The organism is Paenibacillus sp. FSL R10-2771, assembly GCF_038000205.1.
GTDB lineage: Bacteria > Bacillota > Bacilli > Paenibacillales > Paenibacillaceae > Paenibacillus_AQ > Paenibacillus_AQ phytohabitans.
In genome coordinates this window covers 3,412,739-3,437,233 of sequence record NZ_JBBOBM010000001.1, presented here as the reverse complement: position 1 = coordinate 3,437,233, position 24,495 = coordinate 3,412,739, and the positions used below count along the sequence as shown (strand labels likewise).

The window sequence follows — 24,495 nt, the reverse complement described above, 5'->3', positions numbered from 1 at the left end:
TAATACATAATGGCTTTACAAAGGGGAAACGTTGATGAAAAGGTTGCTTTATATCTTTTTGGCAGTAGGTTTAATGATGAGTGTAACGCTCACGGGAGAGACGGGCAGTTCATATGCTGCACAAGCTAATAAGGTATTGCGTATTGGTCTGGGAAGTCTTCCAGAGGTACTTGACCCGGCGTCATCGGCAGATAAAAGTACAAATACGGCTGTCAAAGGGTTGTTTGAAGGTCTGGTCCGTTTGAACGAGGCCGGTATTGCTGTGCCTGGAACGGCTAAATCCTGGACACTCTCCAGTGATGGCAGAACGTATACATTTACATTACGTGCTGATGCGAAATGGAGCAATGGGCAGCAAGTGCTGGCCTCGGACTTCGAGTATGCCTGGAAGCGGGCGCTCGCTCCGGAAACAGATAATATTTTCGCGTTTAATATGTACGTCATTATTAATGCTGAGAAATATCATCAGGGAATCCTGAAGGATGCTTCTTCTCTCGGTGTTAAAGCATTGAGCAGCAACACACTTCAAGTGACCTTGAAGGAGAAAACTTCCTATTTCATTCAGTTGCTTGCGGAAAGTACTTATCTGCCGGTTTACGCTAAGACCGCAAAGGGCAACAGCAAATGGGCAACAGACATCAAATCAATGATAACTAATGGTCCATTTAAGCTAAAAGCATGGACGGATAATGAAATTTCCTTAGTTAAAAACCCTGATTATTATGCAGCCAAGGATATTAAACTTTCAGAGGTACGTCTGCTGCTGCCGGAGAATCCGACAATCGCTTACATGAATAAAGAGGTTGACTGGGTTGGAGGCGGAGGAGAGGAATCTGTAGATTATGCTTCATTAGATAGAGCAACCGAAAGGTCTTTAGATGAGGCCCCTTATGCTTCAACCTATTTTTATCAATTCAATCTGAGTAAGGCTCCTTTTAACAACTTGAAGATCCGCAAAGCATTGGCGATGGCGATTGACCGTGAAAGTCTGCGTTACGGCAATCCGGCGTATGGATTTGTGCCGCAAAGTATTCACGGAGCGAAGCTGAATTTCCGCTCAGAGATGTCCGGCCGGGCCTATTTTAGAGAAGATACTGCGGCGGCGAAGATACTGTTGAAGGAGGGATTGAGGGAATCGGGGCTCGACAAACTTCCAGTATTCACTATTATTGTGAATGATGGCAGCAACCATGGCGTTATCGCCAGAAAAGTCATTGATGGCTGGCATAAGAATTTAGGGATTGAAGTAAATATTGAAATTCAAAGCTTTCCGGAGTTGGTGAATAACCGCCAGACTCAGAATTATACCATGGCAAGAGCGGGCTGGACCGCTGACTTCAATGATCCGGCTTCGATGATGGAGCTTTTCAGTTCACAAAGTGTCTCTAATGATACAGGGTGGAGCAATACAGTGTATGATCGTTATATGCATCAAGCCCAGCAGACAACAGACACTGGCAAACGTATGGAAATTTACGCCAAAGCAGAAAAGCTGCTTATCGAGCAAATGGCGGTTATCCCGCTATTCTATTGTGTTACTGATCTTTTGAGTAATCCCAATATCCAAAATGTATACGTCGACTATGACGGCTCTATAGCATTTACAAGAGGGTTTTGGATGTGAATTTATACAGGAGAATCTATACAGGAGCTCGGTATCTTACCGCAGCTCCTTTTTTGCACCTGAACGCATCGGCAAGACAAGGTATGAATAGAAGTGGTAAAATTTACTCAACTGATTTCACAGGAGGCAAATGATGATGCGGATTGAACCCAGAGAGCTCAGCTACAAAGCATTCCCTGCATCGGAAGCGACAGCGGCGGGGATGAAAGTAATGTCTATGAATCCTGACGCGGTCTATTGCACGGTGCTGCACAATCATACCTATTGCGAGAGGGACGGTCGGCCCCTGCATATGCATCTGATATTACCCTCCCAGCATGAACGTCCGGATGCTACCTGGCCGCTGCTGGTGTTCGTGCAAGGTTCGGCATGGAGACAGCAGCATCTGGATGCGAATCTCGCACCGCTGTCCTGGATATCCAGACAAGGCTATGCTGTTGCAATCGTGGAATACCGCCCGTCAGACCTGGCGCCGTTCCCCGCGCAGATCCAGGATGCCAAGACAGCTATACGGTATCTGCGGAAGAATGCCGGGCAGTTTAGAATTGATCCAGAGCAAATCGTAATTTGGGGAGACTCCTCCGGCGGTCATACGGCAGTGATGACGGGGATAACTCCGCATGACAAGACGCTCGATACGGATGTGTACGACGGATTATCCTGCGAAGTGAAGGGAATCATCGACTACTACGGTCCTGCAGATATTACCCGGATGAATGAGGCGCACTCAACGATGGACCATGCCGGAGCAGATTCTCCCGAAGGCCTGCTGATCGGAGGTCTGAATGTCCTGGAGAATCCGGTGCAGGCGGAACCAACCATTATTATGAATCATATTTCGCAGGAAGTGGACATTCCACCTATACTGATTATCCATGGCAATAAGGATCGCCTGGTTCCTTTTGAGCAAAGTGTGCTGCTGTACAACGACCTGAAACAAAAGGGCAAGGATGTTGAGTTCTTCAAAATAGAGGGAGCCGATCATGGCGGCCCGGACTTCTGGTCTGATGATGTGCTCGGTATTGTTCATGCTTTTATTACAAGACTATACGGGGCGGTCTAGATATGAAACTACTATCCTATATTCAAGAAGGCGTTACCCGCGTTGGAGTACACACGGAAGCCGGCATACTGGATGTTGAACATGCTTTGACAGCATCAGGTTACCTGAAAGGAACAAGCTCCGTAACACTGCAGAACGTGATTGCCGGAGGGCTGGAAATGCTATCTCATCTTAACGGACTTGCCGGGCAGGCAGTAAGCGGAACTGTGCCAGAATCAGATGCCGTAGTTCTGCTCGACGAATCCACGCTGCAGCTTGCCCCCTGTGTTCCCAGGCCCGGTAAAATTATCTGTGTCGGACTCAATTACCGCAAGCACGCAGAAGAAACGAATGCTCCTATACTGCAGACGCCAATTCTCTTCAGCAAATTCAATAATGCGCTGGCAGCTCATCTGGAGCCGGTACCGCTGCCTGCTGCCTCGCAGACAGTGGACTATGAGGCCGAGCTTGTAATCGTGATGGGCCGGACGGCCCGGAATGTCTCCAGGGAGGAAGCCTATAAGTATGTTTATGGATATTGCTGCGGCAATGACCTCTCCGCCCGCGATCTGCAGATGCGGACCCAGCAGTGGCTCCTGGGCAAAACCTGTGATAAATTCGCTCCGGTCGGCCCTTATCTCGTAACTGCGGATGAAGTGGGGGACCCGAACCAGCTTGCGATTTCGTGTACTGTTAACGGCGAGCTTCGCCAGTCATCCAATACAGCCGATATGATCTTTAAGTGTGATGAGATTATCAGCTATATTTCACAGCATTTCACACTGGAGCCGGGAGATATGATTATGACAGGTACTCCGGAAGGCGTTATGCTGGGGTATCCGCCGGAGCAGCAGGTATATCTGCAAGCCGGGGATACAGTAACCGTAGAGATCGAGAAGCTGGGACGGTTGACGAATACGATGACAATTTAGTATGGACTAATCCCGGTTGAGTACTATACGGGGATGATGAGGTCATAAGCATAACGCTTGTGGCCTTTTTAACATGCCAGACGGGAAAGCATAAAAAAAGTAGCAGGTCTTCACAAATCGTTCAAGATCACGCTGTATCCGGCCAGACAATGGGGCATATCTATGTTATTATATAAAATGAATGAATATAAATATATTCATTCATAAGCGCAATTCTGAAATGAAAGTATGATCTCATCACTACTCTGGAGGGACAGTCATGAAGAAAGTCACCGCAATCATTGGTAATCAGCAAAAGCATGCCACGTACAAGGCAGTCTGCGAATTTGAAGCTCGGCTAAGGACATACGGGGAGATTGAGTTTGAGTACATTTTTCTGAAGGATTACAGGCTTGAATTCTGCCGGGGCTGCAAGGTATGCTTCAGTAAAGGCGAAGAATTTTGTCCGCTCAAAGATGACCGGGATGTGCTGATCGGGAAGATGGAGTACTCCGACGGCGTTATTATGGCCACTCCGAATTATGCATTCCATGTATCGGCCTCGATGAAGAATCTGCTGGACCGGCTGGCTTATGTATTCCATCGGCCACAGTTCTTCGGCAAGACTTATACAGCTGTCGTCAACCAGGGCATTCACGGCGGCAAGGGTATCGTCAAATATCTTAGCAGTATGGGGGAGAATCTGGGCTTCCAGGTAACCCGTGGCTGTGTGCTTCATACGATGGAGCCGATAACACAAGCTGCCCGGGAGAAAAATTCACAGGAAATCCGCAAGGCCGCCGCCAGATTCTACAAAGGGCTTATGCGTTCGTCACCTCGGGCCCCCACGTTGTTCAGACTGATGCTGTTCCGCTTGTCCCGGACCAGTATTCATAACATGCTGGATGACAAGTCCAAAGATTATCGGCATTACAAGGCTAACGGCTGGTTTGAGTCGGCTTATTATTATAAAGTTCCTCTGGGACTCTTCAAAAGACTGGCCGGACGCCTATTTGATCGGATCGGAAGAAGAATGGCCAAGAATGCAAAATAATGAATGAATACTGTTATATTCATTCATAAGAGGTGATGTAAGTGAAACCAAAGTGGAAACGCAACCTGCTCATAATGTGCATTTCTGTAATTATAATTGTATTGGTTGGACTTGCTGCAGGCTGGCTGTTCACGGAGAAAGAGCGGCGTGAAGCCCGGAATGTTCAAATCGGTGAAGTGGATTTCAAACAGCTGCATGCAGGCAATTATGTTGGTGAATACGCAGGCGGGATGTATAAATGGAGGGCGAATAAGGTTCAGGTAACTATTGCAGCGCAGAAAGTAACAGCGATTAAGCTACTGGAGCACGCGGAGAATCAGCCTGCGGCTTCTACGGAAGAGCTGTTCGGCAGAGTGATCCAGGCTCAATCGCTGCAGGTAGACAGTATCAGCGGCGCTACGCTTACGAGCAAAGCTTATCTCAAAGCGATAGAAGATGCACTTGATCAAGCACAGCGGTAACAAGCATAAATCAGTGCTCGGGATCGCTGACTTGGCTGAGACTGCTTCAATAACACGATTAAGAAGCTTCCGCCGCCGGTAGGATACGGGTTTGGGCCGGGGCTTTGGCCGGAGCAGCGAAGCGGCTTTTGAACAAATGAATCATGAAGGACAGGATGACAATCGAAAGAACGGAGTAGAGTCCCTTGAACAGCCCGATGGAGTAGAACGACCCGGTGATGATCAGACCGTCAAGCACGAACATAACTTTCCCCGGATTCCAGCCGAACTTTTTATGGAAAATTAGAGCCAGGATATTGCTCCCCCCCAGCGATGAGCCGTTCAGGAACAAGTAGGACATCCCGAGACCCATGACAGAGCCGCCGATTGCTGCTCCGAACCAGCCCGGAAGTACGAATTCAGGCAAGCGGGCAGCTGCAGCCGACATCAGGCTTAATGAAGAGACAGCGAACAGCGTGGATACGGTGAATTTCCAGCCCATTTTGAACAGGGACAGCACGTAAAAGGGGATGTTGACCAGAAGATACGTAACGGAGAAAGAAGTACCCAACCAATAGGATAAACTGAGCGACAAACCGACGGTTCCACCGGTGATGATCTCGGAATGCTTGAGGATAAGTACACCAATGCTCACGATAAGTGTGCCCAGCAGCACCTTGAGGATTTGCAGTATTCCTTGTTGTAATCTCTGGCTGGCCCTGATATTTCTTTGCTCAGTGAACTCCAGTTGAATTGTATTCATGTCAGGTTTACTCACTCCATCTCTATATTGAATCAATGTTATGATTATAAAGGGAGTTCGGAAATCCGGCAAAAACATGCGTTGCTGCGCGTCCGCTTGTTCGCGAATCTACTTTAAAAGGATAAAGTACCGCTTGATACGTTTAGTTTTTTAGCTTTTTATATTGGGCTGGCAGTGCAGTCTTGTCGCCAATTCTCGAAACAGAGGCTGTTATTAAACAAGAACATGCATGTTATATTTACTAACTTCTGTTTCTTCTTAGATCAGAGCATCATGAATTTTACTCACAAAAAAGAGCTAAGCCTCCTGCCACAGCAGAGGTCCTAGCTCTTCAAGATTCATGCGAGAAATCAGCTGTTCAGCAGCTCGGATTTCTTCCGGTCGAATTCCTCTTGGGTAATTGCGCCCATATCCAGCAGCTGCTTGAATTTCAGCAGTTCATCCGCGGCACTAAATTTCTCCGGTCTTGCAGCAGCAGTTGTTGCCGGCTCTGGCTTCGAATCAAACCCTAAGTCAAAAAATTCACCTTCAATTACATTAATCTCCGAATCTGCAACCGCACGCTGCACCTTATCCCTGTCCTGCGCCAGTTGAGCTTCCGAATAATGATCGCAAGCATCATACAAAGCTTCCCGCAGGCGGAGCCCCATAGGCTTCATGGAGAAATAGGTCATCCCGCCGGAGAGAAGTCCGCCCAGAACAGGTATGAACTTGGATGCGCCTTGGGCAAAGGTTTTCTTGGTGATTTTAATCCCGATATAAGAGGAGATTTTCTTCAGCAGCGGGTAATACATCGTTTGGGCCAAGTCTTGCCGGGTCTGCTCATTCAGCAGCTGCCGGGAATTAGGTGCGTTCAGAATTCGCAGCATCGGAGCAGAGCCAGCCACTCCGAACATAACTCCCAGATATAATGTAAGCTCACGGCTAACCTGCTCCGAGTCCGGGGTGTTGCCTTGCCACAGATCCGCGCCCCCATACAGGTAGGCTAATTCCTGGGACAAGCGCATGGCTACGCCAAAAAACTGCAGGGTGTCTGCCGGAATGGTCGCCGCCATGGCTAATCCTCCCGGAAGGCCGGCTGCTGTGGAAGCTGCTGTACTTAAGATAGTACGCTTTTCAATTAGCGTCTTGGCTAGTTTGTCAATGACCGATAGGCTGATTCCGGCCTCAAGTGGTCCTCGCTCCAGAATAGTACTCATATTTCCATAAGTATCATATTTGGCAAACTGCTGTGCAAGGAATTCACTCCGGTCTACTTGTACCCCGGGAAGCTTCACTGCACCAGCCAAAATCATCTCCATCGTCCCTTGTCCGGATTGCTGTTCGTTTGTCATCTCAGATCTCCTTAGAATCGGTATGTTGAAATTTGCTACTCTACAATATTCGGCACCGCCTGCGGATCACCTCCTAAATGCTGCCATCCATCCCCTCATCTTAATGCAATCTTAATGCCACAGCCAATTCCGTAATGTTATGCTGATTGTGCACATGCTATACTGACGCTATCATTAAGAGTACGAACGCACGGCATGATGCCCATATAGGAAGGAACCATTCGAATGGCAGGATACACAACGGCTGAGAAGCAGCGGGGCAGGCTGAAAATATTCTTCGGATACGCACCCGGGGCAGGCAAGACCTGTGCTATGCTCTATGCCGCCCATGAAGAACAAAAGGAAGGTATTCAGGTGGCCGCGGGCTTTATCGAATCTCATAACAGAGCAGATACGGCGGAGCTGCTGTCGGGGCTTGAGCTTCTTCCACCTCTGGAGATATCTATTCACGGGGAAAGGGTCCGGGAGTTTGACATTGACCTCGCAATCCGCAGAAGGCCAGAGCTGATCCTGGTTGATGATCTAGCCCACATCAATGCTCCGGGCGGCCGCCACAAAAGAAGATATCAGGATGTGGAGGAGCTGCTGCGGGCTGGAATTAACGTATACACCACGGTAAATGTTGAACATATAGAGAGTCTGACCGATGTCGTGACCTCCATAACGGGTATTCCTGTGCTGGAGCGTATTCCGGACAGCGTATTTGACCGTGCGGATCTGGTGGAGTTTGTTGATGTCGGACCCGGCGATCTGATCGACCGTTTAAAGAAAGGCCGGATATACCCGGATGAACAGCTGCAGCAGAGGCATGCCGGTTTGTTCATCCCGGAAAAACTGCTTGCCCTGCGGGAAATTGCTCTGCGTTATACAGCTGACCAGCTGAACAGGATTGCCGTACAGCTCGGGGAGAAGGCGGCCAGTGCTACCTTTTATACGAAGGATCATATACTGGTCTGCCTGTCCTCGGCAATCTCCAGCAAGAAGGTGATCCGCACTGCGGCCAGAATGGCCGACGCCCTGCATGGAACGTTCACGGCACTGTATGTGGAAACGTCGAGGACGAAAGAATTAACCGCCAAGAACAAGGCAGAGCTGCGTGAGAATCTGAGGCTGGCAGAGCAGCTCGGGGCACAGGTTGCGACAGTATACGGGGAGGATGTTCCCGGACAAATTGCCGAATACGCCAAAACAAGCCGGGTCTCCAAGATCGTTCTGGGACGTTCGCAGCACAAAACCCGCTGGCCGGCCAAATCTAACATTGTCGACAAGCTGACGGCGTCCGCTCCGAATATCGATATTTATATTATTCCGGATAATGGGCCTTCCATGTACAAAAAGTTCCCGCAATATGCCAAATCTCCGCTTCTGACGCTGGCTGATACCGGCAAAACTATAGGCATCCTGCTGGTCTGTACATTGATCGGGTTATGGTTCAAGTATCTCGGCTTCAGTGAAGCCAATATTATCACCGTGTATATCCTGGGTGTTCTGCTGGATGCGATGGTCACAAAGGGGCGGCTGTACAGCGCGGTTACTTCGATTTTGAGTGTGCTTGTCTTTAATTATTTCTTTACTGCTCCTTTTTTCTCTCTGCAGGCCTATGATTCCGGTTACCCGGTGACTTTTCTGGTCATGTTCTCAGCTTCGTTTATTACGAGCACACTGACCTTGCGGGTGAAGGAACAAGCCAGGGAATCCGCGCAAAAGGCTTACCGGACTGAGGTTCTGCTGGAGACAAGCCGGAAGCTGCAGCAGGCCAAGGATACCCCGGCGATCATCAACGAAACGGCACTGCAAATGGTCAAGCTGCTGGACCGGAGCATAATTGTCTATGAGGTAGTGGAGGGGGAGCTTGCCGAACCGCTGATTTTTGCCAAGGAGGAAGCTGCAGTTGATCCCCAGAGCTATATCTTCGATGATGAACGCAAGGTTGCGGAATGGGTGCTGCAGAATAATAAACGGGCAGGAGCTTCTACAGATACGTTCTCGGCAGCTCATTGTCTGTATCATGCGGTGCGCGGAGGGGATACGGTCTTTGCGGTGGCGGGCATCGTAATGGAGCAGGAGGAACCGCTGGAGGTTTTTGAGAAAAGCCTGATGATTGCCATGCTGGGTGAATGTGCCCTTGCCCTGGAGAAAGATAAGCTGAATGAAAAGCAGAAGGAAATCTCTCTGCAAATCCAGCAGGAACAGCTGCGTACCAATCTGCTGCGGGGCATTTCACATGATCTGCGCACACCGCTTACGAGTATTTCCGGTAATGCGGGCATACTGATCGGCAACTCGATGGTCCTGAATGAAGAGCAGAAGAAGGAACTGTATAACGATATCTACGATGATTCGATGTGGCTGATCAATCTGGTGGAGAATCTGCTGTCCATTACCCGGATCGATAACGGTGCTCTTCACCTGAATTTTCAGGCGGAGCTGCTGGAGGAAGTGATGGCCGAAGCGCTGCTGCATGTAAACCGCAATAAGGATGAGCATCACATTGAGATCCGGCTGGAGGATGAGCTGCTCATGGCCAGAATGGATTCACGGCTGATTATTCAGGTCATCATCAATCTGGTGGATAACGCGATCAAATATACTCAGTCCGGGTCACATATAACGGTATCCGCCAGACGCGAGGCGGGCTGGGTAGTGGTGGAGGTTGCTGATGATGGCCCCGGCATTTCAGCTGAAGCCAAAGCCAAGGTGTTCGAGATGTTCTACACGGCAGACAACGTGCGCGGCGACGGCAGGCGCGGATTAGGCCTAGGGCTGGCACTCTGCAAGTCGATTATCCACGCCCATGGCGGCAATATTGAATTACGAGATCACGCACCGCAGGGGACGGTATTCAGCTTCACCCTGCAGGCAGAAGAGGTGAATGTCCATGAATAAACCCTTGATACTTGTGGTAGAGGATGACAAACCTATCCGCAAGCTGATTACGACAACACTGGAGACCCAAGGCTATAAATATCATACGGCGGAGACAGGGGAAGCTTCGATTCTGGAGGCCGTGTCCAGTCAGCCGGATATCATGATTCTGGATTTGGGACTGCCCGATATGGACGGTGTCGATATTATCCGGAAGGTCCGGGCCTGGTCCAATATTCCGATTATTGTAGTCAGTGCGCGCAGTGAAGACCGGGACAAGATTGAAGCGCTCGATGCGGGGGCAGATGATTATCTGACCAAGCCGTTTAGCGTGGAGGAGCTGCTGGCCAGGCTACGGGTCAGTCTGCGCCGGATCCGGGGGGACAGCGAGAAGCTGATGAAGGATTCGTCTGTTTTTACCAACGGGAATTTACGGATCGATTACTCGGCAGGCTGTGTCTGGCTGGAGGATGACGAAATCCATCTGACACCGATTGAATATAAGCTGCTGTGCCTGCTGGCCAAGAATGTGGGTAAGGTATTGACCCATAATTACATCCTGCATGAAATCTGGGGCAGCCATACGTATGATATTCCGGCACTGCGTGTATTTATGGCTACGCTCCGGAAGAAGATCGAGAGTACACCCTCCCAGCCGAAGATTATCCAGACACATATTGGTGTCGGTTACCGGATGCTTCAGGCGGGAGACGACAGCAAGGTGATCTGAACCGGCTGGCGGAATCCGCATAGCTCCGGTTCCAAATAACATCCTTAACCATGTCCTTAACGGACATGGTTATTTGTCGTTCCAGCTATGGAGGCGGCTAACTGGAGCGGCTGCGCTACCGGCATTTTAACGAAATCTTAATTCGCTGAAGCAAACCCTAATCCTGAACTAATGGCGGGAGTGGTAAGCTGAACCGGAAGTGAAACACAGAAGAAAGAAGGCAATATTCATGGATCTGATGTTTAGAAATATCGGTCTGCTCACGGTCATAACAACATTACTGGTGCTGATCAAAAAGAGATACGACTGGATCGGCCTGCAGCAGGAAGGCTGCTATGAGAACTGTGATGTATATAAAGCAGCTGACCGGTTCGCTAATGGAGCGTCTCCAGAGGAGGTTCGGGCGATTCTCACAGACAGCTTCGAGTTCGATCCGAAGGGGACGGAACAGATTCTTGCCCGGGCGCTGCCCCGCAGAATGGAACCGGACGGGGGCCATCAGGCTTTTATCCAGGCGGTCAATCAGGTGTTGGGAGAGGATATTTACCGCTCTTAATGTCATCTTAATACGCCTGCTGAAACCCTAACCCTGAACTAACGGGAGAAATGTTACGCTAGACCGGAAGTTACAAGAGAGAGATTCTTATAAATTCGGATGAGGAGTGGCAAAGACAATGATGGATGTGTATATGACGGTGGCCTTGGCAGCGGTATTCGCTTTGTTCTACGCATTTGTGCAATGGTGCGGTCATGTGGTGGATGAACAAGGGGGGAATGAGTGATGGCGGTAGTCCTTGCGGCAACGTTACTCCTGTTTCTGTATCTGGTTTATGCTTTGATTCATCCGGAGAAATTTTAAAAAGGGGGCTGTATAAAAAGATCTAAAAATCAGTGTCAAAAAGGTTAGTCGTGACTGCGTGAATATTTGGACTTCCGGCCGCTGTTGTCATCAGATTTCTTGATTTATACCGCTGATCGCGGTGGAAATCCGCTGACAAAGGCGTACGCATTCGCTCCTACAGTTCCAAATATCCCCTCCGTCACTTTACCTTATAACGTTGATTTTTAATCTATTGATACAGTATGGAGAGAGAGTAGGCAAGAAAGAAATGAAGGTTAGTTTGTATATTGAGGAGGGTCATCCGTGGGTATTGTGCAAATTGTAGCAGTCATTCTAATTCTGGTGCTGCTGGTGAAACCGGCAGGAACTTATCTATATCATGTATTCTCGGGAGAACCGAACCGGACAGACCGGATCTTCGGCGGGACGGAGAGAGGCATTTACCGTCTGATAGGGCTGAAACAACGGGGTGGGATGTCCTGGAAGAAATATGCAGTCAGCTTTATTGTAACGAATATTGCCCTGGTAACATTCAGTTACATCCTTCTGCGGCTGCAGAAGGGGCTTCCGCTCAACCCGGGCGGGATTGGCAACATGGAAGAGACGCTCACCTTCAATACGGTGATTAGCTTCATCACCAATACGAATCTTCAGCATTACAGCGGGGAGACAGGCGTGTCCTACTTCTCACAGATGGCTGTAATGACGATGCTGATGTTCACTTCGGCGGCCAGCGGATTCTCGGTAGCTGTCGCTTTTGTCAGAGGGATTACAGGACGCAGCTCGGTGGGGAACTTCTTCGAAGACTTCGTCAAAGCGCATATCCGGATCTTCATTCCTCTCGCGCTGCTTGTAACACTGGCGCTCGTTGCGCTTCATGTGCCGCAGACACTGAAACCTGCACTTGAGGTTACGACGCTCGAGGGGCAGAGCCAGCAGATTGCGATCGGGCCGGTTGCCTCACTGGAATCCATTAAGCATATCGGAACGAACGGCGGGGGCTTTTTCGGAGCGAACTCGGCGCATCCTTTTGAGAATCCCAGCCCGCTGAGCAATGTGCTGGAGATTCTCTCCATGTGGCTGCTTCCCGCTTCCCTGCCGTACATGTACGGGAAGTTTGCCAGGAACAAACGCCAGGGCTGGATGATTTTCGGTGCGATGATGACGTTGTTCGTCGTGCTGCTGGGACTGAATTATGCTGCTGAAAGTGCGGGTAATCCGGCGGTTAACGCGATGGGCATTGATGCCTCGCAAGGCAGTATGGAAGGGAAAGAGGTGCGGTTCGGGATTGCACAGTCCGCTCTGTTCACAACAGTTACTACAGCCGCCACAACCGGCAGTGTGAATAATATGCATGATACGCTGACGCCGCTCGGCAGCATTACGCCTCTAACGCTGATGATGCTGAATAACGTGTTTGGCGGTAAAGGTGTCGGGCTGGTCAATATGCTGATGTATGCAATACTCGGAGTCTTCCTATGCGGGCTGATGGTCGGCCGGACGCCGGAATTCCTCGGACGGAAGATTGAAGCGAGGGAAATGAAGCTGATTGCCATAGCCATTCTGATTCATCCGCTGATTATTCTGGTGCCGACCGCCGCTGCTTTTCTGACCGACCTTGGTCAAGGCAGCATCAGCAACCCCGGATTCCACGGAATGACCCAGGTCCTGTATGAATATGTCTCCTCTGCCGCCAATAACGGCTCGGGCTTTGAAGGATTGGCGGATAATACTTCCTTCTGGAATATAACGACCGGTATCGTCATGCTGCTGGGACGCTATGTTTCGATTATCGCCATGCTGGCAGTCGCCGGCTCCCTGCTGCGCAAGAAGCCGGTGCCGGAGACGATTGGCACCTTCCGTACGGATAACGGACTGTTCACCGGAATACTGATTGGTACGGTGCTGATTATCGGCGCGCTGACCTTCTTGCCGGTCATTGTCCTCGGTCCAATTGCAGAATATTTGACTTTACGGTAGGGAGAGGGAGAGAAGAGAATGAGTACTGTACAAAGAAAAAAACTGCTGACAGGTCCTATCCTACTAAGTGCGGCTAAGGACAGTGTAGTGAAGCTTAATCCGGTTACGTTAATGAAGAATCCGGTCATGTTCGTAGTTGAGGTTGGCACGGTAATCGTACTGCTTATGGTGCTGGCACCAGGCTACTTCAATGCGGAGCATTCGGTAGGTTTCAATATTTCGGTATTCTTCATCCTGCTGTTCACGGTGCTGTTCGCTAACTTCGCCGAAGCACTGGCTGAGGGGCGCGGCAAAGCGCAAGCCGATTCGCTCAAAAAAACGAAGCAGGACATTACAGCCAATAAGCTGGCCGGATCAGCGATCAAGCAGGTTCCGGCTTCCGAGCTGCGCAAAGGCGACGTTGTTCTCGTCAGTCAGGGGGAAATGATTCCCGGTGACGGTGAGGTGATTGAAGGTTTGGCCTCTGTAGATGAATCAGCTATTACCGGAGAATCGGCACCTGTCATCAAGGAAGCCGGTGGGGACTTCGGCTCAGTTACAGGCGGTACCCGCGTAGTCAGCGATCAGATCAAGGTGCGGATTACGAGTGATCCGGGCGAATCCTTCCTGGACCGGATGATCTCGCTGGTTGAAGGGGCGAAACGACAGAAAACACCGAATGAAATTGCCCTGAACACGCTGCTGATCAGCTTGACGATTATATTCCTGATCGTTGTGGTTACGCTGCGTCCAATCGCTGATTACATCGGCGTTCAGCTGGAGATCCCCGTGATGATTGCTCTCCTGGTCTGCCTGATCCCGACTACGATCGGCGGACTGCTGTCAGCCATCGGGATTGCCGGGATGGACCGTGTTACCCAGTTCAATGTGCTGGCAATGTCAGGTAAAGCGGTGGAAGCCGCCGGGGATATCAACACAATGATCCTTGATAAAACCGGGACGATCACCTTCGGCAACCGGATGGCGAGCGAATTCGTCACGGCAGGCGGTGAGTCAGGCACTGAGCTGGCCGCCTGGGCGGCGGTCAGCTCGCTGAAGGATGAGACGCCGGAAGGGCGCTCCGTACTGGAGCTGGCCAAGAAGCTGGAGCTCAGCTATGACGGCAGTCTTGCCGAAGGCGGAGCATTCGTCGAGTTCAAGGCTGAGACCCGGATGAGCGGTATCGATCTGCGCGACGGACGCCTGGTGCGTAAGGGAGCCGTGGATTCCGTGAAGAAATGGGTGCTGTCCCAGGGCGGTGCAGTACCGGCCGATCTGGACAGCAACTCGGATGCGATTGCCCGGTTAGGCGGCACACCGCTTGCGGTTGCAGTAGATAACCGGATCTACGGGCTGATCTATCTGAAGGACACGGTTAAACCCGGCATGAAGGAACGCTTCGATGAACTGCGCAGCATGGGGATCAAGACCATCATGTGCACAGGCGATAATCCGCTGACGGCGGCTACCATTGCCCGTGAAGCCGGAGTCGATGACTTCATTGCCGAGAGTACACCGGAGGACAAGATTGCGGTTATCCGCCGCGAGCAGAATGAAGGCAAGCTGGTAGCCATGACCGGTGACGGAACCAACGATGCGCCTGCACTGGCACAAGCCGATGTGGGGCTTGCGATGAACAGCGGCACGACCGCTGCCAAGGAAGCCGCGAACATGGTCGATCTGGATTCTGATCCCTCCAAGATCATTGAGGTTGTAGCAATCGGGAAGCAGCTGCTGATGACCCGCGGGGCGTTGACTACCTTCAGTATCGCTAACGACATTGCCAAGTATTTCGCGATTATCCCGGCGATGTTCACATTGGCGATTCCGGAGATGGAAGCCCTCAATGTGATGGGACTCGGCTCTCCAAGCTCTGCCATTATCTCGGCGCTGATCTTCAACGCCATCATTATCCCGCTGCTGATTCCGCTAGCTATGCGCGGTGTCTCCTATAAGCCGATGAGCTCTACGAAGCTGCTGGCGCGGAATATTGTCATCTACGGTCTTGGCGGCGTCGTTGTTCCGTTCGCAGGGATCAAGCTGATTGATATGATCGTAAGGATATGGATTTAGTGAACTAGGACACGATTGAATTCTTAAGGAGGCAATACCATCATGGCCAATTTCAATAAAGAGACTGCCGAAGAGCAGCTGTCTCCTTCAAAAGCTGCCTATATCTTCACAATTATACGGCTAAGCGCAGTATTCATTGTACTCTGCGGAATCATATATCCGCTGGCGTCTACCGCTCTCGCCCAAGTGTTAATGCCTTCGCAGGCCAACGGGAGCCTGCTGAAGAATTCAGCGGGGCAGGTGGTCGGTTCCACACTGATCGGGCAAAATTTCACGGATCAGGCGTTGTTCCAGGGCCGTGTATCCAGCATTGAGTATAAGGCTGAAGCCTCGGGTTCGAACAACTATGGACCATCAAATCCTGATATGCTGCAGCGCACAAGCGATTCAATTACCCAGTGGAAGCTGGATAATCCCGGTGTACCCGTTAGTGAGCTGCCAATTGATCTGGTCACGAACTCCGGTTCAGGTCTCGATCCTCATATTTCACCGGTTGCAGCGATTGTGCAGATTCCCAGAATCAGCAATCTGAGCGGAATTCCTCCAGAGACACTTACAGCCTTGGTGTCTGAGTATACCGAAGACCGGGATCTGGGACTGTTCGGTGAAAAGCGTGTCAATGTACTGAAGCTGAATCTGGCATTAACGGAACTCAAAGCGAAGTAATACCGGTCTGAACCCTGCCCGTAAGCTATACGGACAGGGTCATTTCCGGTTAGTGCCGCAAGAAAGGAGGTTAACTTATGGCACCATATAAACGCAAGTCACCGGAGGAAATCCTCTATTCCATCTATCAGCTGCAGCGGGGGCGGCTGAAGATTATTATCGGCTCGGTCAGCGGATCGGGCAAAACCTACCATATGCTGGAGGAAGGCAAGCTCCTGAAGCATCAGGGCATTGATGTGGTGATCAGTGCGGTATCAACCATGGGCCGGGCGGAAACCGTTCAGCAGCTTGGCGATTTGGAACGGGTTCCCAGCATCCACTGGTGGAAGGACGGGAAGGAAGAGAAGGATCTTCCGCTGGAAGCATTGCTGGAGCGTAATCCCGAGGTGCTGCTGGTCGATGGCCTGGCGCACCGCAACCGTGAAGGCGCCCGGTTCCCGACACGGCTGGAGGACATCCGTTATCTGATGGATCAGGGGATCAGCGTGATTACTACCATTAATGTCTATGAGCTTGCAGGAATGGGTGAGAGAATCTATGAGATGACCGGTATCCGTGCGGAAGATACCGTACCGCTGAACACACTGGAATTCGCGGATGAGGTACGGCTGATCGATGTCTCTCCGGAAACGATTCTGAAGCGGATGGAGGAAGGGGTGCTTGGAGAAGGGGCACATCCCGCCCTCTCCCGCCGGGGGAATCTTGGCGTGCTCCGCGAGCTGTCTCTGCGGCTGATGGCAGAAGGGGTCAATGATTCTCTGGAGAAACACCGGGAAGCCGAGGGGCTGATCGGACCTTCCGGTGCAACGGAGCGGATTCTTGTCTCTGCGCAGTATCACTGGAATGGGTCACTCTATATCCGGAGGGGGCAGCAAATTGCCAAACGGCTGAACGGTGACCTGATTATTGTTACATTTCTCGTGCGCGGCCGCCCGCTGACCAAGGATCAGCAGGTCTTCAAGCGTTCCATTCTCAAGCTGACGGAACGGATCAATGCCAGGTTTGAAGAGTTAGAGTTGCTCCGCTTAAGGCTGCTTCCTTCGCTGCTCGTGCGTTATGCGATTCAGAATAATGTCACACGGATAGTCATGGGCCATTCGCAGAAAAGCCGCTGGCAGGAGAAGTGGCATGGCTCCATCGCCAGCCGTGTCCTGCGGCGGACGAGGAACATCGATGTGTTCCTGATGGCAGACCGCGCTGAACGGGACGGGGAGCGGATTCTGCCGGTCCGCTCGGCCCCTAAGGGAACAGAGGAGCCCTTCCACCGCTTAACCAGCCAGGAGCTGGAGCAGCGGATTGAGAAGATCCGCCGTGGTACCTTTAAGGTCTATATCGGCGCAGCCCCAGGCGTGGGCAAAACCTACAAAATGCTGCAGGAAGGCAATCTGCTGCTGAACAGAGGGATTGATGTTGTAGTCGGTCTGCTGGAAACTCATGGCAGGCTGGAAACGAAGGGGCAGGTGGGCGGATTAACGACGATCCCCAGAGCACAGATCCACTACCAGTCTGCTGAACTTACGGAGATGGATACGGAGGCGATCCTTGCCCGGCATCCCGAGGTGGTGCTGGTGGATGAGCTTGCCCATACCAATGTTCCCGGAAGCCAGACCAAGAAACGTTATGAGGATGTAATCAGACTGCTGGAGAATGGGATCTCCGTCATTACCACAGTCAATGTGCAGCATCTGGAGAGCTTGAATGATGCCGTGGAACAGTTAACGGGAGTGCGTGTCCGCGAGACTGTGCCGGATGCGATCCTGCGTATGGCGAGTGAGGTGGAGCTCATCGACGTTACCCCGCAGATGCTGCAGCAGCGGATGCGGGAAGGGAAGATATACGCTGCCGAGAAGGTCAATCAGGCGCTGGAGTCTTTCTTCAAGATCGGCAATCTGATCGCGCTGCGTGAGCTGGCTCTGCGCGAAATTGCCGATGATGTGGATGAACGCCTGGAAGCGTGGGACCGCGAGCCCTCCCTCCGGGGTCCCTGGAGCAGACGGGAAGTGATCTTCGTCTGTGTGGACACCGGCCCGCAGGCCGAACGGTTAATCCGCCGCGGCTTCCGCATAGCGCACCGCCTGAAGGCTGAGTGGCATGTGCATTATGTTCATTGTACCCGCATACGGACAATAGAAGAGCAGAAGCGGCTTGATACGCTGAAGCATCTGACGGAGCGGCTGGGCGGCGTCATGGATATTACCGAGGCCGTCAGCCGCAAGCATCTGCATAAGCATCTCCTGCAGCGGATGAATGAAATGCAGACGACCCAGCTGATCATCGGCCAGTCTCGCAGGCCTCTATGGCGTGCATTGTTTAAAGAAAGCTTCGTCCATTACCTGCTCCGGCATGCCCGGCATATGGATATGCTGATCGTCGCGGTTCACACCCCGATTGTAGAATGAAGAAGATCCGCCGGGCCTGGGCTCAAGCTTATTAATAGACAATCACCTGCCCATTGTTCATAAATGTACAGACATGCCCGCATTGGCAATTGCGCAACATCACCTCTGCTGATAATCTAATGAACAGATGTTCAGAAAAGAACAAATGTTTGAAGATGAGAGGGGATTAATATGCGGATATTAGTTATTGGAGCAGGTGTACTCGGCAGTTATTTGGCACATGTGCTAGTTCGGGGCGGTAATGACGTAACGGTGCTCGCCCGGGCGAAGAGAGCGGCTCAGCTGCGGCAGGACGGACTGGTGATCCGGCATTATTTTCAGCGTAAAACGACTGTAGACCAGGTGAAGGTCATTTCTGAACTGCGGACGGATGATATCTATGATCTGATCTTCGTAGTGATGAAGTACAATGACTTCCCGGCGGTGCTGCCGATTCTCGCGGACAACCTGAGCACCAATATTGTTCTGGTCGGCAATAACGGAGATACTCACGGGATGCAGCGGTTCTTCAAGGAGAATAGCCGGACTCCACAGAATATAGTATTCGGGTTTCAGCTTAGCGGAGGGATCCGGGAGAAGAACGGCCGTGTAATTAGCATCCGTATGGGCGTCCAAATGGTACTGGGCAGCCTGGAAGGGGAGGTTCCCTTCAAGCCCGAGCTTGCGCAGGCTTTCCGGCAGACGAAATACAAGCTTGATTATCCGGAGGATATTAACGCTTGGCTATTGAGCCATATTGTTCCAATTGTAGCTATCACTTCGGTCAGTTATCTTCATAACGGCGACTTGGCAAAAGCAACAAAGGATAACGCCCGCTGGAAACAAGCTGTTGCGTTGATCGATGAAGGGTTCAGCGTGCTTGACAAGCTTGGCATTAAGACGAATCCGGCAGCACTTGTCAAAGGGGTTAAGCGGCATCCAACAATGCTCTACCAAGGAATGAAGTTTGTTCATAAAATGCCTTTCATGAAGCTGGTGGACGGCTCCTTCAGCGAGATTTCCGCACTGTATCAAGCGTTTGAGCCGCTTAAACAGCAAGCGGGTCTGTCCACTCCAGCCTGGGATGATTTCAAGCAGCAAACGTTCACGAAATATGCCCTGGAGCAGAAATGACGAACCAATTTGTAAGGGATACCGTATAATTGCACTAACCAGAAACAACTCATGAAGAGACCGCTGCTGCGGACCTTTATGAGTTGTTTTTGTTATGCATCTTGACACTTCCCTGAATAAGGGTATACATTTGTATACAAGTAATATTCGTATACAAATGTATACATAAGAAGGAGGAGAGCAGCATGCGCGAAGGTAAATATGAACATAGAGGGCACAAAGAGCACAGAGAGAATTGTGGACATCCCCATGACGACGGCAAGAGGAACTTCCAAAGCGCCCAAACCTTTCGCCGCGGCCGGGCGATTGCTTTTCTGGACCGGCTCCATGTCAAACGCTCTACCTTAATGCAGCAGCTGGACCAGCCGGAATTCGAAGCTATCAGGCAGGTGATCAGCGGTGAGCTGAAAGCAACGGATGGAATCATCCAGGAATTCATCCAGGCGTTCGAACTGCGTGAAATTCTGGCAGAACAAGAGAATACAACTGAAGGAGTGGACATAAACCATGACAATCATTGATACCATCCAGACCCGCAGAACAATTAAGGCTTTCAAACCTGACGCTATCAGCGAGAAGGATCTGAACACATGGCTGGAGGCGGCAAGCTATGCTCCGAACCACCGGATGAACGAGCCTTGGGAGCTGCTGTTTATTGGACCCGAGACAAGAGCCGCGCTGAACCATAAGACAGATTTCGGCGGTGCTCCATTGTTAATTGGCGTTCTCTCCAAGCCAGCCGCCAGCCAGATGGAACGCGATGAGAACGTTATGGCCGTCTCCTGCTATATTCAGAATTTCATGCTGGCTGCCCATGAAGCAGGCGCAGGCGTGTTCTGGTCGTCCCTGGGCGCTTCGGTCCGGGGCCGTGAGATTCTAGGCGTGCCGCAGGAGCATGATGTGACTGCTGTACTCGCTGTAGGCTATCCGGCGGAAATCCCTGCTGCCAAGCAGAGAACGCCAATTGCTGATAAAATCACTTACTTGCCGTAAACGGACGACTGATGAGATGAAGGTGACCTGAATGTGGAAACTCAGGGGGTTCATGAAGCCGTACGTACTCTGGTGCGTGCTCGCCCCGCTGTTAATGGTAGTTGAGGTTGTTATGGACCTGCTGCAGCCGGCACTGATGGCCAGCATCGTGGACAAGGGCCTGATGATGAATGATCTGCCGCATATTATTTCAACAGGCGGGATCATGCTTGGGGTTGCAATCATAGGTATGGTCGGCGGTGTAGGCTGTACTGTTTTTTCAAGTATCGCTTCACAGAATTTCGGAAATGATCTGCGGATCAGGCTGTTTGAGCATATCCAGACCTTCTCTAACCGGAATCTGGACCGGCTGAAGACCGGATCGCTGATCACCCGTTTAACGAATGATGTGGTGCAGCTGCAGACTTTCATGCAGATGATATTACGGATGTTTGTACGGTCTCCACTGCTGCTGATCGGCAGTCTGGTGATGGCGATCCGGATCAGCCCGTCGCTGGCGCTAATCCTGCTGGCTGCGGTGCCGCTGCTGTTCATTCTGCTATACGTGCTGATCCGTCTATCTTTTCCTTTGTTTGCAAGAATGCAGGAGAAGCTGGATGGGGTAAGCAATGTGCTGCAGGAGAACCTGTCCGGCATCCGCGTAATCAAAGCTTTTGTCCGCGCGGGACATGAGCAGAAGCGGTTCGATGCCGCTAACACAGACTATACCAATACCGGAATTAGAGCCATTCGCCTAATGGCGCTCAACATGCCGCTGATGATGCTTATCCTGAACGCAAGTATTATTGCCGTTCTCTGGTTCGGCGGGCTGCAGAACTGGAGCGGCAAGCTGCCGGTGGGTGAGCTGATCGCATTCATTAACTATGTAACCCAGCTGCTGATGTCCATGATGATGCTGAGCAATATGCTCGCGTTCGTATCACGGGCTAAGGTGTCAGGAGACCGGGTGAATGAAGTATTCGCAACCACAAGCGAGATTACAGAAGCTTCTTCGGCGAATAGTGATGTAATTACGCATGGCCGGATCGAATTCAACCATGTCTCGTTCGCCTATAACCGGGCAGATGAGAATCTTGTGCTGGAGGATATCAGCTTTGTTGCGAACCCCGGTGAGACAGTTGCTATTCTGGGGGCTACCGGTGCCGGCAAATCGACGCTGGTCAGCCTGATTCCACGGTTCTATGAGGTGTTGTCCGGAGCTATTGCCATTGACGGAACAGACATCCGGCAGATTGGCATTGATCATCTGCGGAGCCGGATCGGCTTCGTAATGCAGCAGTCGCTGCTGTTCAGCGGCAGCATCAGGGACAATATCCGCTACGGCCGTCCGGAAGCAACAGATGCAGAGGTAGAGCAGGCAGCTATAGCCGCCGAAGCACATGGATTTATCAATACGCTGCCGCAAGGCTATGATACCCTGCTCGGGCAGCGCGGCGTTAATCTGTCCGGCGGACAGAAGCAGCGGCTGTCCATCGCTCGTGCGCTGCTGATTCAGCCCGCCGTTCTGATTATGGATGACAGCACCAGTGCGCTGGATGCGGTAACGGATGCGAGGATTCGTCTGCTTTTGAAGACTCAACTTCGGAACTGCACCATAGTGATGATTGCCCAGCGTGTATCATCGATCATCGATGCGGACCGGATCCTGATCCTGGAGAATGGCCGGATTGCTGCCCAGGGCACCCATAAAGAACTGATGGCAGACAGCGGGATTTACCGGGATATCCGGGAGTCGCAGCTGAAGGGAGAGGAGGAGCCTTATGTCCAATCATCCTAATCAGGCACAGGCACCTGTTCGACCAGGCGGGTTCGGCGGGGGGCCACCCGGCGGCCGCGGAGCTGTGGTGCCGAAGGTTCGCGCGAAGAACCGCATGGCTACGATCAAGCGTATCTGGTCCTACCTGAACCGTCAGCGTACGGGACTCATTATGGTCTATATATTTACAATTCTTAACGCCGTAGTAGCACTAATCGGGCCATACCTGCTCGGAAAAGCGATAGACTCGGCAATCATTCCCCATGATTATGGGCTGCTCGTCCGGTTCTGCATCATGCTGGGCGGTGTTTACCTGCTCGGCAGCGCCGTCTCCTGGGTACAGGCCTATGTAATGACTTCCGTGTCACAGAGAACGGTGTTCGAGCTGCGGCGTGATCTGTTCGCTAAATATCAGGAGCTGCCTATAGGCTTCTTCGATACGCGTGCCAATGGCGAGCTGATGAGCCGGGCAACCAATGACATCGACAACGTATCGAACTCATTGAATCAAAGTGTTACCCAGCTGCTGAACAGTCTCATCACATTAAGCGGCTCACTGGTCATTATGCTGATGCTGAACGTTCCGCTGACGGTTATCGCATTGGTGACGATCCCGCTGGTCCTGCTGGCCAGCCGTAAGATTACAGGCTTGAGCCGGATCTATTTCAAGAACCAGCAACAGCATCTGGGGGAACTCAACGGCTTCATTGAAGAAGCGATCAGCGGCCAGAAGGTGATTAAGCAGTACCGCAGAGAAGAAGCGGAAACGGCAAGATTCCGCGGAATGAGCAGTGAACTCAATAAGGTCAGCATTAAGGCGCAGATTGTATCCGGGCTGGTCGGTCCGGTCATGAACCTGATTAACAATCTGGATTTCGCGCTGATTGCCAGTGTGGGCGGATGGATGGCATTTAAAGGCCTGGCTACGGTCGGGGTTATTGTCAGTATGCTGAACTACGCCAAGCAGTTCAGCCGGCCGATATCCGAGCTTGCGAACCAGTACAATCTGATCCAGTCGGCAATTGCCGGAGCGGAGCGTGTATTCGAAGTGATGGATATGCCTTCGGAGTACACCGGCGAGCAGCCGCAAGAGCTGCCCCGGGTGTGCGGGGAAGTGATTTTCCGTGACGTGGTCTTCGGCTATCACGCGGATGCTCCGATTCTGAGCGGTGTAAGCTTCAAAGCGAAGCCTGGCGAGAAGATCGCACTCGTCGGCCCGACCGGGGCAGGGAAGACCACTATTGTTAACCTGCTGACCCGCTTCTACGAAATTAACAGCGGGGAGCTGCTGATCGACGGAAGAGATATCCGCGAGCTGAACAAAAATGAGCTGCGCAGCCAGTTAGGTATGGTACTGCAGGACGCGCATGTATTCTCAGGAACAATTCGTGAGAATATCCGGTTCGGCCGTCTGGACGCTACCGACCGCGAGGTTGAAGAAGCTGCGAGCCTGGCTAACGTCAACGGATTCATCGCAAGATTGCCGCAGGGATATGATACGATGCTGGGTACGGAAGGAACGACACTCAGCCACGGCCAGCGCCAGCTGCTGACGATTGCCCGTGCCATCCTTGCCGATCCGGCTATCCTTATTCTCGATGAGGCGACCAGCAGCGTCGATACCCGGACTGAAATGCATATCCAGCAGGCGATGCGGACCCTGATGAAGGGCCGGACCAGCTTCGTGATTGCCCACAGGCTCAGTACGATCCAGGATGCGGACCGGATTCTCGTCATCCAGGGCGGTCAGATCGCCGAGCAGGGCAGTCACGAGCAGCTGCTTGCCCTTAAAGGTGTATACCATGAGCTGTATAACAGCCAGTTCAAGCATGCGGTTCAGGCAGGGTAAGGCAACAACAGTACATTTGAATAGGTGCTTTTCAGGAGGGCAGCGCAATGCGCTGCTTCTTTTTTTGGGGAAATTTGAATCAG

The 24,495-nt window shown here is 51.6% G+C and carries 20 protein-coding genes; 18 read left to right on the top strand and 2 right to left on the bottom strand.

Going from position 1 to position 24,495, the window contains the following annotated elements; translation table 11 throughout:
• Positions 1 to 34: 34 nt before the first annotated feature.
• The 5 genes from NSU14_RS14715 (at position 35) to NSU14_RS14695 (ending at position 5,092) form a co-directional block, all read left to right on the top strand.
• The gene (locus NSU14_RS14715; protein ID WP_340945834.1) at positions 35 to 1,624 is read left to right on the top strand and encodes a peptide ABC transporter substrate-binding protein; all 1,590 of its coding nucleotides are present in this window, start codon (positions 35 to 37) and stop codon (positions 1,622 to 1,624) included.
• A gap of 130 nt (positions 1,625 to 1,754) precedes the next feature.
• On the top strand, positions 1,755 to 2,687 hold the full coding sequence (locus tag NSU14_RS14710) for an alpha/beta hydrolase (protein ID WP_340945831.1): 933 nt from the start codon (positions 1,755 to 1,757) through the stop codon (positions 2,685 to 2,687).
• Between the two features lie 2 nt (positions 2,688 to 2,689).
• Positions 2,690 to 3,598: a fumarylacetoacetate hydrolase family protein gene (locus tag NSU14_RS14705; protein WP_340945829.1), complete on the top strand. Its 909-nt coding sequence runs from the start codon at positions 2,690 to 2,692 to the stop codon at positions 3,596 to 3,598.
• Between the two features lie 259 nt (positions 3,599 to 3,857).
• Positions 3,858 to 4,631, top strand: a complete 774-nt coding sequence (locus NSU14_RS14700) for a flavodoxin family protein (RefSeq protein ID WP_340945826.1) — start codon at positions 3,858 to 3,860, stop codon at positions 4,629 to 4,631.
• Positions 4,632 to 4,672: 41 nt separating this feature from the next.
• Positions 4,673 to 5,092 (top strand): FMN-binding protein, encoded by a 420-nt coding sequence (locus NSU14_RS14695; protein ID WP_340945823.1) that lies wholly within the window; start codon positions 4,673 to 4,675, stop codon positions 5,090 to 5,092.
• 58 nt (positions 5,093 to 5,150) lie between these two features.
• Here the strand turns inward: NSU14_RS14695 and NSU14_RS14690 are convergent, their stop codons facing one another.
• The gene (locus tag NSU14_RS14690) at positions 5,151 to 5,834 is read right to left on the bottom strand and encodes a YitT family protein (RefSeq protein WP_231575380.1); all 684 of its coding nucleotides are present in this window, start codon (positions 5,832 to 5,834) and stop codon (positions 5,151 to 5,153) included.
• Positions 5,835 to 6,184: 350 nt separating this feature from the next.
• The gene (locus NSU14_RS14685) at positions 6,185 to 7,168 is read right to left on the bottom strand and encodes an SHOCT domain-containing protein (protein ID WP_340945820.1); all 984 of its coding nucleotides are present in this window, start codon (positions 7,166 to 7,168) and stop codon (positions 6,185 to 6,187) included.
• Positions 7,169 to 7,393: 225 nt separating this feature from the next.
• Between NSU14_RS14685 and NSU14_RS14680 the strand changes: the two genes are divergently transcribed.
• From NSU14_RS14680 to NSU14_RS14625, 13 genes are all read left to right on the top strand, one after another.
• Positions 7,394 to 10,054: a sensor histidine kinase KdpD gene (locus tag NSU14_RS14680; protein ID WP_340945817.1), complete on the top strand. Its 2,661-nt coding sequence runs from the start codon at positions 7,394 to 7,396 to the stop codon at positions 10,052 to 10,054.
• Positions 10,047 to 10,763, top strand: a complete 717-nt coding sequence (locus tag NSU14_RS14675; RefSeq protein ID WP_042137193.1) for a response regulator — start codon at positions 10,047 to 10,049, stop codon at positions 10,761 to 10,763. Before NSU14_RS14680 ends, NSU14_RS14675 begins: the two co-directional genes overlap by 8 nt.
• Positions 10,764 to 10,992: 229 nt before the next feature.
• Positions 10,993 to 11,319, top strand: coding sequence for a hypothetical protein (locus NSU14_RS14670; protein WP_076245951.1), 327 nt, complete (start codon positions 10,993 to 10,995; stop codon positions 11,317 to 11,319).
• A 225-nt stretch (positions 11,320 to 11,544) separates the two neighbouring features.
• Positions 11,545 to 11,622, top strand: a complete 78-nt coding sequence (gene kdpF / locus NSU14_RS35985) for a K(+)-transporting ATPase subunit F (RefSeq protein ID WP_144026137.1) — start codon at positions 11,545 to 11,547, stop codon at positions 11,620 to 11,622.
• A gap of 285 nt (positions 11,623 to 11,907) precedes the next feature.
• Positions 11,908 to 13,584, top strand: coding sequence for a potassium-transporting ATPase subunit KdpA (gene kdpA / locus NSU14_RS14665; RefSeq protein ID WP_336100154.1), 1,677 nt, complete (start codon positions 11,908 to 11,910; stop codon positions 13,582 to 13,584).
• An 18-nt stretch (positions 13,585 to 13,602) separates the two neighbouring features.
• Positions 13,603 to 15,636: a potassium-transporting ATPase subunit KdpB gene (gene kdpB / locus NSU14_RS14660; protein ID WP_076245955.1), complete on the top strand. Its 2,034-nt coding sequence runs from the start codon at positions 13,603 to 13,605 to the stop codon at positions 15,634 to 15,636.
• Between the two features lie 42 nt (positions 15,637 to 15,678).
• Positions 15,679 to 16,302 carry a potassium-transporting ATPase subunit KdpC gene (gene kdpC, locus NSU14_RS14655; protein ID WP_042137200.1) on the top strand — a complete coding sequence of 208 codons (624 nt, stop codon included), beginning with the start codon at positions 15,679 to 15,681 and terminating at the stop codon, positions 16,300 to 16,302.
• A 77-nt stretch (positions 16,303 to 16,379) separates the two neighbouring features.
• Complete coding sequence (locus tag NSU14_RS14650) at positions 16,380 to 18,701, top strand: universal stress protein (protein WP_042137202.1); 2,322 nt, start codon at positions 16,380 to 16,382, stop codon at positions 18,699 to 18,701.
• 171 nt (positions 18,702 to 18,872) lie between these two features.
• The gene (locus tag NSU14_RS14645) at positions 18,873 to 19,814 is read left to right on the top strand and encodes a ketopantoate reductase family protein (protein ID WP_340945808.1); all 942 of its coding nucleotides are present in this window, start codon (positions 18,873 to 18,875) and stop codon (positions 19,812 to 19,814) included.
• Positions 19,815 to 19,999: 185 nt separating this feature from the next.
• Positions 20,000 to 20,335, top strand: a complete 336-nt coding sequence (locus tag NSU14_RS14640; protein ID WP_340945806.1) for a hypothetical protein — start codon at positions 20,000 to 20,002, stop codon at positions 20,333 to 20,335.
• Positions 20,322 to 20,807: a nitroreductase family protein gene (locus tag NSU14_RS14635; protein ID WP_340945803.1), complete on the top strand. Its 486-nt coding sequence runs from the start codon at positions 20,322 to 20,324 to the stop codon at positions 20,805 to 20,807. Before NSU14_RS14640 ends, NSU14_RS14635 begins: the two co-directional genes overlap by 14 nt.
• A 31-nt stretch (positions 20,808 to 20,838) precedes the next feature.
• Positions 20,839 to 22,584 (top strand): ABC transporter ATP-binding protein, encoded by a 1,746-nt coding sequence (locus NSU14_RS14630; RefSeq protein ID WP_340945800.1) that lies wholly within the window; start codon positions 20,839 to 20,841, stop codon positions 22,582 to 22,584.
• Positions 22,568 to 24,412, top strand: coding sequence for an ABC transporter ATP-binding protein (locus NSU14_RS14625; protein WP_340945797.1), 1,845 nt, complete (start codon positions 22,568 to 22,570; stop codon positions 24,410 to 24,412). Before NSU14_RS14630 ends, NSU14_RS14625 begins: the two co-directional genes overlap by 17 nt.
• Positions 24,413 to 24,495: the final 83 nt, after the last annotated feature.

Excerpts from the sequence above, each read along its gene's own strand:
- NSU14_RS14715 (WP_340945834.1), top strand. The coding sequence starts at position 35 with ATGAAAAGGTTGCTTTATATCTTTTTGGCAGTAGGTTTAATGATGAGT.
- NSU14_RS14710 (WP_340945831.1), top strand. The coding sequence starts at position 1,755 with ATGATGATGCGGATTGAACCCAGAGAGCTCAGCTACAAAGCATTCCCT.
- NSU14_RS14705 (WP_340945829.1), top strand. The coding sequence starts at position 2,690 with ATGAAACTACTATCCTATATTCAAGAAGGCGTTACCCGCGTTGGAGTA.
- NSU14_RS14700 (WP_340945826.1), top strand. The coding sequence starts at position 3,858 with ATGAAGAAAGTCACCGCAATCATTGGTAATCAGCAAAAGCATGCCACG.
- NSU14_RS14690 (WP_231575380.1), bottom strand. The coding sequence starts at position 5,834 with ATGAATACAATTCAACTGGAGTTCACTGAGCAAAGAAATATCAGGGCC.
- NSU14_RS14685 (WP_340945820.1), bottom strand. The coding sequence starts at position 7,168 with ATGACAAACGAACAGCAATCCGGACAAGGGACGATGGAGATGATTTTG.
- NSU14_RS14680 (WP_340945817.1), top strand. The coding sequence starts at position 7,394 with ATGGCAGGATACACAACGGCTGAGAAGCAGCGGGGCAGGCTGAAAATA.
- NSU14_RS14675 (WP_042137193.1), top strand. The coding sequence starts at position 10,047 with ATGAATAAACCCTTGATACTTGTGGTAGAGGATGACAAACCTATCCGC.
- NSU14_RS14670 (WP_076245951.1), top strand. The coding sequence starts at position 10,993 with ATGGATCTGATGTTTAGAAATATCGGTCTGCTCACGGTCATAACAACA.
- kdpF (WP_144026137.1), top strand. The coding sequence starts at position 11,545 with ATGGCGGTAGTCCTTGCGGCAACGTTACTCCTGTTTCTGTATCTGGTT.
- kdpB (WP_076245955.1), top strand. The coding sequence starts at position 13,603 with ATGAGTACTGTACAAAGAAAAAAACTGCTGACAGGTCCTATCCTACTA.
- kdpC (WP_042137200.1), top strand. The coding sequence starts at position 15,679 with ATGGCCAATTTCAATAAAGAGACTGCCGAAGAGCAGCTGTCTCCTTCA.
- NSU14_RS14650 (WP_042137202.1), top strand. The coding sequence starts at position 16,380 with ATGGCACCATATAAACGCAAGTCACCGGAGGAAATCCTCTATTCCATC.
- NSU14_RS14645 (WP_340945808.1), top strand. The coding sequence starts at position 18,873 with ATGCGGATATTAGTTATTGGAGCAGGTGTACTCGGCAGTTATTTGGCA.
- NSU14_RS14640 (WP_340945806.1), top strand. The coding sequence starts at position 20,000 with ATGCGCGAAGGTAAATATGAACATAGAGGGCACAAAGAGCACAGAGAG.
- NSU14_RS14635 (WP_340945803.1), top strand. The coding sequence starts at position 20,322 with ATGACAATCATTGATACCATCCAGACCCGCAGAACAATTAAGGCTTTC.
- NSU14_RS14630 (WP_340945800.1), top strand. The coding sequence starts at position 20,839 with ATGTGGAAACTCAGGGGGTTCATGAAGCCGTACGTACTCTGGTGCGTG.
- NSU14_RS14625 (WP_340945797.1), top strand. The coding sequence starts at position 22,568 with ATGTCCAATCATCCTAATCAGGCACAGGCACCTGTTCGACCAGGCGGG.